This window comes from Pseudoneobacillus rhizosphaerae, from assembly GCF_917563885.1.
GTDB classification, from domain to species: Bacteria; Bacillota; Bacilli; order Bacillales; family Cytobacillaceae; genus Pseudoneobacillus; species Pseudoneobacillus rhizosphaerae.
In genome coordinates, this window is the sequence record NZ_CAKJTG010000004.1 from 18,478 (window position 1) to 29,449 (window position 10,972).

Below are 10,972 nucleotides of genomic sequence, written 5' to 3' on the forward strand. Positions count from 1 at the left end.
ATTTTCTGACTTTTTAGTTATATATTCTTAAGAAATAGATCTATAGTTTGATAGATGCTCTTTATTCAATCAACAATTGCGATTCAACGGATAATTCTCATTTCCTAAAATTTTTTATCCTCCTAAAAACTAACAAATATACGAATAATTGTAATATTTTTCTAACTTTATTATTTGATTTAAAAGCAACCACTTTTTCTGTCTCAAATATATTTTAAGAAAATCAAAATATTACTCTTCTCAAAAAATAAGGCCGTAAAGCTCTACACCTTATGGCACTTCTATTCCATGTTATTCATTTCATTTAACCTTCATTCTCTCATAAAATAATTCCTTCATTTCCTTAAGTACTTCATGATAAGGATAATCTTTGTGAACAAGCTGCATGAATACCCCGTGTAAAATCGTCCAAAATACTTCTGCATAAATTTCTGCACTACAGTTTTGGTTTATTTCACCATTTTTTTGTCCAACTTCGATGATTTCCTTTATGTAAACAACCGTATATTTTTGACGCATAGCAGAAAGTTTCTCATTAACTTCTGGATGTCTAGAAGAATGAAGCTTAAATTCCAGATTTACAACAAGTTCACCGATTGTTACCTCCGAATAATCCTTGTCATAAACAGAGAACAGAAAGTCCAATTTTTCAAAAGTCGTAGGTAAACTTACTAAAATTGAATTTATTTTGGTTACGGAATCAATCGTTTGCCGTTCCATTAAATCCATATAAATCTCTGCTTTACTTTTAAAATAAGTATAAATTGTGCCTTTACTTACACGGGACTGTTTGCATATTTCATCCACAGTAGTTGTCTCATAACCCTTTTTTGCAAAACAGATCATCGCACTATCTAGAATATCCTGCCTTTTTTTCTCTTTATAATCATCCGAAACAATTGGTGCCATGATTGCCTCCTTGTAGTATCACCTATATTTGAACGTAGGAGCTTGTGTTTTCTGCCTAGCACAAAACCCTTCCAACTCAATCCTAATTTAAACATACTATTAAGTGCCTGTCATCCTTATTTCAAACATTCATTTTCCAACTAGATAACGCTAACCATTTTTCCTGCTGCTCATAATCGGGTTGTATTTTTCCAACAAGTCGCCAAAAGGAACGATCGTGATTGAGATGAACCATATGGCACATTTCGTGAACGACAACATAATCGATGACTTTCATTGGCGCCATCGCTAACTTCCAATTAAAGGTTAGTTGTTGTTTGGCATCACAAGTTCCCCAAGTAGTTTTACTATCATTAATACGAATAGAACGTGGCTTTACTTTAAAATTGATTTGATATGTTTTAATACTCTTCTCAACTAACGCTTTACACTGTTGATAATAAAATCGTTTTAATGCAGTTTGTATTCTTTCATCTTCAAGCTGTTTAACAAATATGTTTAACTTATCCTCTTGAAAAACAACATAGTCTTGGGAGATATCGCTTTCTTCGAAAATCTGTATCGGATAGCTATTTCCTAAGTAGAGGAAGGTTTCACCGTGATCATAGACCTTCTTCTGTATTCCATTCAGTCGTTCCTTCATTTCTAACCTTTTATGTAAAATTCGCTCCCACTTTTCCTCTAATAATTGAAGTACTTTTTCTTCCGTTGTCCCTTTAGGAGCCTGCACTTGAACATTGCCATAAAGATCGATCTGAATATTCATTGATTTACGATTTTTATATGTTAAATCAAAATGAATGGTCTCACCGGAAAATGTATGTATCATGTCATCACCTTTATTGTATATGAAAATTAATGACCTTCCTTTGAATGTCTAGGTATGCACTATTCATCCAGTTATGTAAACAAAGCCCATTGTAGTATGCATAAGACTAGCATAAAGCAAATATGATAACAATACGAATCTTTATGAAGGGACTGATAAAAATGAACATTTTTAATAAAATCGCGTTATTTTTTGTTGTTTTATTTTCAGTCTTTATTATATTAAACACGTATTTAGGAGAAACAGAGCAAGTACAGTCTAATGTGATTTACTTTTTATTGAATGGGTTTGCTTATATTGTTTCTGCAATGGAATTAGAGAGGGAAAAACAGGAATTAGTTTTAGAAGAATAAACATAAGCGAACAGTGACAGGCACTGTTCGCTTTTTCATTTTATTAAGCAGCTTTTTGAAGTGACGTAATGTATTGTTTGCCTTTCTTTGAATCAAAACGTCCTTCCCACTTAGACATAACGATTGCAGCTAATGAATTACCGAGAACATTAACAACAGTACGAGCCATATCTAGAATTCGATCAATACCTGCAATAAAGGCTAATCCTTCTAATGGAATGCCAACTGTTCCTAATGTTGCTAATAGAACAACAAAGGAAACACCTGGTACCCCTGCAATTCCTTTAGATGTAACCATTAGTACTAACATTAATGAAATTTGTTGAGTAATACTTAAATCGATGCCGTACATTTGAGCAATGAATATAGCTGCTAATGCTTGATATAGCGTGGAACCGTCTAAGTTAAACGAATAGCCAGTTGGAACAACGAATGATACTACGTCTTTTGGACACCCGTATTTCTCCATTTTCTCCATCACTTTTGGTAATACAGTTTCGGAACTGGCTGTCGAATAAGCTAAAATGATTTCGTCCTTTAAAATCTTAATTAAGTGAAAAATGCTAGTTCCACATAACTTCGCAATACCACCTAATATAGCAAATACAAAAAGGAGCATTGTTCCGTATACACAAATCACTAATTTTCCAAGTGGAATTAAAGATTCAACACCAAATTTGGATACGGTTACTCCGATTAAGGCAAAAACACCAAATGGAGCAAATTTCATCACTTGGTTTGTTACCCAAAACATTGCGTCTGCCGTACCTTGAAAGAATGCAAGGACCGGTTTTCCTTTTTCACCGATCGCAGCAATTCCTAACCCAAACATTACAGCAAAGAAAATAATCGCAAGCATTTCCCCATTAGCTAACGACTCGATAATGTTTTTCGGTACAATATTGACAAATGTTTCAGCAAAACTATGACTTGTTGCTTCACTCGTTGTATCAACATATTTTTGAATATCGCCTTTCGCTAGTTTGGACATATCCACCCCAACGCCCGGTTTCATAATATTTGCCGCCAATAAACCTACTATTATGGCAATCGTTGTAACAATTTCAAAGTAAAGAATGGTCTTTCCACCAAGTTTCCCTAACTTTTTCATATCCCCTGTTCCAGCTACACCAAGGATTAGTGTTGAAATAACAATTGGAACGACAATCATTTTGATTAAGCGAATAAAGATATCTCCCACTGGCTGTAAATAAGTTCCTACTGCAGGGTTTCCATAAAAAATCGCCCCTACGATAACCCCTAATGCCAAACCTACAAGAATTTGGTAAGCTAAGCTAAACTTAAACTTTTTCATCCCCCAAATCATCCCCTATCCATAAAATGTAAACGCTTACTATTTTTTCTGTTAATTATAAAATGTAAGTTCATTATATGAGGAGATTATGAAATCCTACAGAATCCTACATGACCTGTTTTAGAATCTTTAACTAATCAAAAAAAAAACGTTAAAACCCCAGCCAATTAGCTGGGGGAGGTATCAATTCGACTATGATTGCTGAGAGTATTTTTCTACAGTATCAAGAAACAAGACTTGAAGGAACTTTTTAATATTAATTTTTACTTTCGTTGGTTCCATGCATTCTTGGTCCAGTTCCTTCATACGTACCCTAATTTCTTGGAATTCGAAATAACGGGGTGCATAATATTCAAACTTAGGATTTGTATAATCGAATGTTCCTAATGAAGCTAAGTTATTTAATGCTGCCATAATGGCTCTGCGAATTCGTTGTTCCATTGATTTCGTTTCTTTTTTTACATCTTTTTCAGAGCATGAAATGGCCTCATATAATTCCTTAAGTGGCGGCAATAGGGCTGTGGTATCCTTGCGGTGGATTAAATATTCCATCATCAATACCATATCTCCACTTCCCGCTTCTCCGATAATCCCCATTTCATTTAATATGGAATGTACAATCTCTTTCACACTACGTTGTTTAGGTGTATATCGGGTTGACTCGACAAAGGCGAGAGATTCCCGAATGGCCATTAATGATTGTCTGAGCCGAGACTGTTCTGCATTTTTTTTCAGAATACTTTGTACTTCTAACCGATTGATTGGCTTATGAATAAAGAATTCAATACCCTTTTCATAGGCTTCTCCGACCATTTCCTTGTTTACTACTTGAGAAATCATGACAAACTGCCCTTGAAATCCTTGCGCTCTTAATTGTTCAATTGTCTCAATACCATCTAGTTTTGGCATTAAAAAGTCGATTAAAACAACATCAGGATGTATTGATAAAACAAGAGGGATGGAGTCCAATCCAGATTCCGCTTCACCGACTACCACTCCAATTTCAGCCTCAGAAATAATTTTCTCTAACATTCTACGGCTTGCTGTATCATCATCTACAATAAAATATCTCAATTTCATTCACCCCTTTTTTTAATATTATCAATTGGAATCCTGATTCGAAAAGTGGTGCCTTCAGCTTGTGACTCTACATAAATATCGCCTTGGAGGGTATGAACAATCTCATTTACATGGGAGAGACCGATTCCTGTTGCGGCCACTCCATGATCATTGAACTTAGTCGTGTATCCTGGCTCAAATATTATGGCTAAATCCTCTTCTCGAATTCCAGCTCCAGAATCCTTTATGATAAAAGTAATAAAGTCTAATTCTTCAAAAATATCAATATCGATTTTTCCCTTTTCTACAATAGCTTCCACCGCATTAGCAGTTAAATTATTTAATAAGGCAAGAAGTTGGATTTGCTGATGGGTATAAAAGTCGATTAAAAGTGTTAAATTGAACGTAATTTTCTTCCTTAACATTTCACTATATTTTTCATTGGCTGAAATGACAAAACCTAGCACATCAGAGAGAAAAAGTTCATTATTACTTTTTTGTGTCGTTATTTTAGACAAACCTGAAAGAATCCGTTGTGAATCTTTTTTCACTTCGTGTATTTCTTGAGCGATGAGCAGGGCTTCTACACTTAACTCGTGAAGGTCACTCTTCTTTAATTTTCGATATAACTCATGACTAGATGCGGTAATTTGTTCAATATGATTCATAGATTTCTGTAAATAAAGAGTTTCCGAATATAATCCTGAGCCAACTTCCAGCATTTCTTGCATTTGTTTTTTTTGTTCTGCTACCGTGATCGAACTATAAATCCCGACTACAAAGTAGCTTCGGAATAAGGCTACCCCACATAATAATGCCCATTCCCTAGTCCCTAAGTTTTCATGATTTAAGAACCAATAGCGTAAGAGATGCTCTGAGCCGTTTCCGATAAACTCTAAACCTGTAGCAAAAGCACCTAGAAGAAGTGGAAAGGTTTTATACTTTTCTATTTTTATAACACTAAGTCCAAGAGCAAATACAAAGTAAAAAAGAAATGCTGGTAGATGATTCATTATGCTCGTCCACAATGGAATCGGGCCCATAATCAAATCTTCAACAATCCGAAAACAAACAACGGTTATACCAGTGAAGAAACCTGTACGAACCAATGAAACTGGAGGATGAATAAGAATAATGAGAAAAAAGGTAATACTCCCTAACCCGAAACGGAAATCTTCTCCATTAAAAGGAATGACCTTGATTTCACTTGCAATCGCGGTTAACAAGGCAGTAAGAATTAAGGAAATCCATTTAGACTTAGTAAAAAAAATATTAAAAAATGAATAAGAAGATAGCATTTAGGACCTCTCATGGCAAGATTAGTATTTGTACCTTTATCATAACGAAAAGGAGCCCATTCTAGAAGGTGATTTTAAAAAATAGTTACATCTATCTAAAAAGGCTTTTGGAGAGATTTCGTATAAAACACGAACAAAATTCTTCCATATCAATAAAATGGTCAGTTTTTTATTTACAAACTGACATTTTGACCCTATAATACAATTCATAATCTTTAATAAGATGCATTCACTCATATAATCGCGGGGATATGGCCTGCAAGTTTCTACCGGAGTACCGTAAATACTCTGACTATGAGTGAGCAATGTGGAATCTCCTTTTTTAAGGAGGATTATTTCCTTTTTCCTTCGAAAAACCTGAAGGTCATTGACTCACTCTAAATTTGAGGAGTGCAATGATTTTCAGGTTTTTTTGTCTTATTTCCAACTAAGAGGAGGAATACGCATGGAGTTTTTAAAGAGAAAAATAGAACAAGATGGCCTCGTTCTTTCAAAGGATGTATTGAAGGTTGATTCGATTATTAATCATCAAATTGATCCCATCTTAATGAGCGAAATTGGTAAAGAATTTGCGAATCGCTTTAAGGAAACAAAGGTTACCAAAATAGTAACGATAGAATCTTCGGGAATTGCCCCTGGATTAATGACAGCTCTTAAGCTGGGAGTACCTGTTATTTTTGCTAGAAAAAGAAAGTCTTTGACTTTAGTAGATGATTTACTTACTTCGACAGTTCATTCGTTTACTAAAAATGAAACGAACGAAATCTCTGTTTCTAACAAATTTCTCTCTTCTGATGATCGCGTTTTAATTATCGATGATTTTTTAGCAAATGGTCAGGCAGCATTAGGGTTAGTGGATATTGTGAAGCAAGCAGGAGCTGAGGTAGTTGGTATCGGAATTCTCATTGAAAAATGCTTTCAACAAGGTGGCAGTCTGCTTCGAAAAGAAGGACTTAGAGTGGAATCCTTGGCTAGAATTCAGTCATTAGAAGAAGGAACCATCACCTATCTAGAGGAATCGGAGGCTATTTTATCATGAAAAATCTATCAGGCTTAAAAACTGCATCTTTAGGTATCCAACATGTCCTCGCTATGTATGCAGGAGCTGTTATCGTTCCCCTAATCGTTGGTGGAGCACTTGGTTTAACGGTAGAGCAATTAACCTATCTTGTTTCGATTGATATTTTAATGTGTGGGATTGCTACTATTCTACAGGTTTGGAAAAATAAATTTTTTGGCATCGGATTGCCTGTTGTTTTGGGGTGTACGTTTACAGCAGTAGGACCAATGATTGCTATCGGCGGGCAGTATGGTATTTCTGCTATTTACGGTTCAATCCTTGTTTCCGGATTGTTTGTCGTATTGATTGCTTCTGTATTTGGTAAGCTTGTTCGCTTCTTCCCTCCTGTCGTTACAGGTTCGGTTGTAACGATCATCGGGATTACGTTAATTCCTGTGGCGATGAATAATATTGCTGGCGGACAAGGCAGTGCTGATTTTGGGTCTCTTCCCAATATTTCTTTGGCTTTTGGTACGTTACTTTTTATTTTATGTTTGTATCGTTTTGCAAATGGCTTTATTCGTTCGATTGCGATTCTATTAGGATTAGTCGGGGGAACGATGGTTGCCTTTTTCATGGGAAAGGTGAACTTTTCTGCTGTTGCTGATGCTTCATGGTTCCATCTAGCCAAGCCTTTCTATTTCGGAATGCCTACGTTTGAGGTTTCAGCTATCTTAACAATGTGTTTAGTCGCTATGGTTAGTCTGGTAGAATCAACTGGTGTTTATTTCGCACTTGGCGATATTTGTAATCGAAAAATAACGGAAAAGGATTTAGCTAACGGCTACCGTGCAGAAGGGTTGGCGATTCTTTTTGGAGGATTATTTAATGCTTTCCCTTACACAACCTATTCCCAGAATGTAGGGCTCGTTCAATTATCTGGGATAAAAAGTAAAAACATCATCTATACAACAGGTGTCTTTCTTGTCATTCTTGGTTTAGTTCCAAAAATCGGAGCGCTAACAACCGTAATTCCTGCATCGGTTTTAGGTGGAGCGATGGTGGCTATGTTTGGGATGGTTATTGCTTATGGAATAAAAATGCTGAGCAAGGTGGAGCTAAATTCTCAGGAAAATTTACTAATCGTAGCATGTTCTGTCGGTATGGGTCTCGGGGTTACTGCTGTTCCTGGTTTGTTCATTCATCTACCAGAAGCTGTACAAATTTTAACCAGTAATGGAATTGTAACCGGAAGCTTAACCGCGATTACTTTAAATATTGTGTTTAATATGGTTCCTGGGAAGAAAAAGGCATTAATTTTAGAAGAAAAGATGGCATCATAAGTAAAAAGCGAACAGTGGCTAGCACTGTTCGCTTTATTTTTTAAGATAGGAGACTCTGTTGTTTGTCTTCCTGGCGTTGTTCCTTTATTATAAAGCCTCCAACTAATCCTAGGATCGTAAATACAATTGGGATAATAAAGCCATATTGGTAGCCAATATCACTTCCAGTATGTTGAAATTGATCTAATATAAATCCAAAAAAGATTGGTAACAGGATTGCACTTATGAATCCACCGGTATTGGCAAACCCTGAGACAACACCTACTTCTTTCATGTTAAAAGAATTTCGAACGATTGCAAAGGTTAAGGTACTTGCTCCATTACCATAGCCAATCAGGAAAAATAGTAAAAAGAGCATAAAGTATGGTGGTTTTCCATGAAATAAAAGAAAGACTATCCAACTAAAAAAGACGATGACATGAACAACTATATAAGGTTTCTTAATCGATCCTAAACGATTGGAAATCCAACTTGTTAACGGTGCGCCAAGAATGGCACCAAATAAACCAATCATTATCAGCTGACTTGCATCTGAACGGCTTAAACCATAAACATTCATCCCGAATGGTACGGCCCATGAGCCAATAAATCCGATATACGTACCCACGAGTCCAAAGTGACATAAAAAGGTAGCCCATGCCTGACGATTGGAAAAAATCCGTCTAAGCATCGGGAGAGTTTTTTCTCGTTTATTTTCTTTAGTAACAGATGCTTCTTTAATTAATGTAAGTTTCGGTTTCTTTACAAGGACAAAATAAAGAATCAGCGCGTTAATACATAACACAATCCCCATAATCAGAAACGGTTCTCTCCATCCAGCTATATCAATCCAATTAGAAAAAGGAACAGTTGCCATTAAGAAGCCAAAACTTCCCGTCATGCCTGCTATCCCAAGCAAACCAACAAATTCTTTCACCTTGAACCATTGGCTTAATATGAGAACTAAATTGACCCAAATGGTCGCATCTCCTATCCCTACTAATAATCTGGCAAGTAGAAGTACCATTTCATTCGGAGCTACACTATAAAATAAAGTGCCTATTCCGTTTAATAGCGTCCCGACAATTAAGAAAAGATTTGGACCAAAACGATCCGATAGGATTCCGATTGGGATTTGTAAGCTTGCATATGCCATAAATTGAATGCTTGTTAGCAAGCCGATTGTCGAGGCAGTGACTTTGAATTCCGTCATCAACTCTTCCGTAATTAATCCTGGTGCTGTTCGTTGGGTTACGATGATTAAATAGGTAAACAATACTGAGGCGAAAACAACCCATCTATATTTGCTATTTTGTTTATCCAATGAATTCTACTCCTACTACATTGTTTTTTTACCTATTATACTCCTTATTCATTAATATTCTGTGTTAGAAGCTTGAGGATTTTTTAGAAAAATAATGGTTAAAACATTTAATTGTTTCAGAAACGATTATAACTATGTTTTGGACAGCACCACCCCAAATTTTCGTCGGACTGGAGGTTTCCCCGATTAAGAAGGAGCATTATTTAGATTATTAAAGAAAGATTAGAAAAAAAGAGTGATTTTAGGCCGATTGGCGACTTTTTCGATTTTTTCCGGATAAAAATAATAATTATTTGGCTCATTTTTTAACCCAGTTTTATTATGAAAAAATTTAATCGCTTAATTCACTTATATAATCGCCTATAATCGTGATTTAATCGCCTGATTCCCCCATTTAATTGCCTAATTATTCCACTTTATCGCCTAACCCAATTTCCTAAGAAACTAACCTTATTTCTAATAACAACACAGGTAGATTGTTTTCGTTCACGATTCGTTCAAGATGTTTTTACAGAATTGTGAATGTGTAAGTTTTTACCACTTTTTCTTCTTTTAGTTTGATATATTAACAGTGTAAACAATATATCAAACTTAAATAAACAAATAAGGGGTGCTTCAAAATGTTAGTAAAATGGTTAAGAGAAAATACTTATGCAGCAGGATTATTAGCAATCATTCGTTTATATATCGGGTATTCTTGGTTAACAGCAGGTTGGCACAAGTTAACAGGTGAATTTGATGCTTCTGGTTATTTAGCAAATGCGGTAGCCAATCCAGTGAAAGGTCCAGATGGTAACGCGGTTTATAGCTGGTATGTATCCTTCCTAGAAAGCTTTGCAATTCCAAACGTAGATATATTTAATACAATCGTTCCTCTTGGCGAATTTTTAGTAGGGTTAGGACTTATTCTAGGATGCTTAACAACAGCAGCTATGTTCTTTGGAATTGTCATGAACTTCTCTTTCTTCTTAGCAGGCACAGTATCTCATATTCCAACTGATTTATTCTTAGGTGCAATCATTCTATTCGCAGGCTTCAATGCTGGTAAATTCGGTTTAGACCGTTGGGTTGTTCCATTTATTCGTAAAACTGTATTTAAAAGTAAAGCTATAGGACATCGAGCATAACTAAAAAAGTGTCAGGCATTATCCTAAAGTGGATGGGCCTGGCACTTTTTTGTCTGGCTGTAATTGGTTTGCGCTTTTGGTTAAAAAAGTAATTTTCCTTTATGTACTAGTTTTGCAATGTAAAACGATTGATAAGATAACCTTGTCTTAAATTAAGGAACCAGCGAAGGTAAAATAAGCGGAGATTTTCCGGTTATAATCAGAATGGAGCACGTTTCGGGCTAAATAAGCGAAGTTTTTCCGCTTATGCCAAGCAAAATCCCCCATTTTAACGTTTTTCTAGTCAATAGGCGGAATATCTCCGTCTATTTTAGCTATTTTCAATGCTATTTTCTATTTAAGCGGAAATTCTCCGTCTATTTTTCAGATTGGTGGCGTTTATCTGGCTCATCCACCATTAAGAGCGAATCCACTTGTTCTTAAACTTGCAATTCCA

10 protein-coding genes and 1 riboswitch are annotated in these 10,972 nt (G+C 35.6%); of the genes, 4 read left to right on the forward strand and 6 right to left on the reverse strand.

Annotation, left to right across the window (positions count from 1 at the left end; translation table 11 throughout):
• Positions 1-300: 300 nt before the first annotated feature.
• Both LRP83_RS03825 and LRP83_RS03830 read right to left on the reverse strand, forming a co-directional pair.
• Entirely contained in the window at positions 301-909 is a 609-nt protein-coding gene (locus LRP83_RS03825; RefSeq protein ID WP_230495357.1) for a TetR/AcrR family transcriptional regulator, read from the reverse strand.
• 121 nt (positions 910-1,030) lie between these two features.
• On the reverse strand, positions 1,031-1,738 hold the full coding sequence (locus LRP83_RS03830; RefSeq protein ID WP_230495358.1) for a M48 family metallopeptidase: 708 nt from the start codon (positions 1,736-1,738) through the stop codon (positions 1,031-1,033).
• A gap of 161 nt (positions 1,739-1,899) precedes the next feature.
• On the opposite strand from LRP83_RS03830, the gene LRP83_RS03835 reads away from it, so the two are divergent.
• Positions 1,900-2,091, forward strand: a complete 192-nt coding sequence (locus LRP83_RS03835; protein ID WP_230495359.1) for a hypothetical protein — start codon at positions 1,900-1,902, stop codon at positions 2,089-2,091.
• A gap of 43 nt (positions 2,092-2,134) precedes the next feature.
• On the opposite strand, the gene LRP83_RS03840 is transcribed toward LRP83_RS03835, so the two are convergent.
• The 3 genes from LRP83_RS03840 to LRP83_RS03850 all read right to left on the reverse strand — a co-directional run bounded on the left by LRP83_RS03840 (position 2,135) and on the right by LRP83_RS03850 (position 5,763).
• Positions 2,135-3,406 (reverse strand): cation:dicarboxylate symporter family transporter, encoded by a 1,272-nt coding sequence (locus LRP83_RS03840; RefSeq protein WP_230495360.1) that lies wholly within the window; start codon positions 3,404-3,406, stop codon positions 2,135-2,137.
• 192 nt (positions 3,407-3,598) lie between these two features.
• Positions 3,599-4,480, reverse strand: a complete 882-nt coding sequence (locus LRP83_RS03845) for a response regulator (protein ID WP_230495361.1) — start codon at positions 4,478-4,480, stop codon at positions 3,599-3,601.
• Positions 4,481-4,482: 2 nt separating this feature from the next.
• A complete protein-coding gene (locus LRP83_RS03850; RefSeq protein WP_230495362.1) occupies positions 4,483-5,763 on the reverse strand; it encodes an ATP-binding protein in 1,281 nt (426 codons plus the stop codon).
• A gap of 213 nt (positions 5,764-5,976) precedes the next feature.
• A riboswitch (purine riboswitch) is annotated at positions 5,977-6,078 on the forward strand.
• Positions 6,079-6,208: 130 nt separating this feature from the next.
• On the opposite strand from LRP83_RS03850, the gene LRP83_RS03855 reads away from it, so the two are divergent.
• The gene (locus tag LRP83_RS03855) at positions 6,209-6,802 is read left to right on the forward strand and encodes a xanthine phosphoribosyltransferase (protein ID WP_230495363.1); all 594 of its coding nucleotides are present in this window, start codon (positions 6,209-6,211) and stop codon (positions 6,800-6,802) included.
• Complete coding sequence (locus tag LRP83_RS03860) at positions 6,799-8,106, forward strand: nucleobase:cation symporter-2 family protein (protein WP_230495364.1); 1,308 nt, start codon at positions 6,799-6,801, stop codon at positions 8,104-8,106. Before LRP83_RS03855 ends, LRP83_RS03860 begins: the two co-directional genes overlap by 4 nt.
• A gap of 40 nt (positions 8,107-8,146) precedes the next feature.
• On the opposite strand, the gene LRP83_RS03865 is transcribed toward LRP83_RS03860, so the two are convergent.
• Positions 8,147-9,409 (reverse strand): MFS transporter, encoded by a 1,263-nt coding sequence (locus LRP83_RS03865; protein WP_230495365.1) that lies wholly within the window; start codon positions 9,407-9,409, stop codon positions 8,147-8,149.
• Between the two features lie 620 nt (positions 9,410-10,029).
• Between LRP83_RS03865 and LRP83_RS03870 the strand changes: the two genes are divergently transcribed.
• A complete protein-coding gene (locus LRP83_RS03870; protein ID WP_230495366.1) occupies positions 10,030-10,536 on the forward strand; it encodes a DoxX family protein in 507 nt (168 codons plus the stop codon).
• Positions 10,537-10,972 lie beyond the last annotated feature (436 nt).

What these genes read in the sequence shown, in the direction of transcription:
- LRP83_RS03870 (WP_230495366.1), top strand. Translation starts at nt 10,030, where the DNA reads ATGTTAGTAAAATGGTTAAGAGAAAATACTTATGCAGCAGGATTATTA.
- LRP83_RS03830 (WP_230495358.1), bottom strand. Translation starts at nt 1,738, where the DNA reads ATGATACATACATTTTCCGGTGAGACCATTCATTTTGATTTAACATAT.
- LRP83_RS03835 (WP_230495359.1), top strand. Translation starts at nt 1,900, where the DNA reads ATGAACATTTTTAATAAAATCGCGTTATTTTTTGTTGTTTTATTTTCA.
- LRP83_RS03860 (WP_230495364.1), top strand. Translation starts at nt 6,799, where the DNA reads ATGAAAAATCTATCAGGCTTAAAAACTGCATCTTTAGGTATCCAACAT.
- LRP83_RS03840 (WP_230495360.1), bottom strand. Translation starts at nt 3,406, where the DNA reads ATGAAAAAGTTTAAGTTTAGCTTAGCTTACCAAATTCTTGTAGGTTTG.
- LRP83_RS03855 (WP_230495363.1), top strand. Translation starts at nt 6,209, where the DNA reads ATGGAGTTTTTAAAGAGAAAAATAGAACAAGATGGCCTCGTTCTTTCA.
- LRP83_RS03825 (WP_230495357.1), bottom strand. Translation starts at nt 909, where the DNA reads ATGGCACCAATTGTTTCGGATGATTATAAAGAGAAAAAAAGGCAGGAT.
- LRP83_RS03850 (WP_230495362.1), bottom strand. Translation starts at nt 5,763, where the DNA reads ATGCTATCTTCTTATTCATTTTTTAATATTTTTTTTACTAAGTCTAAA.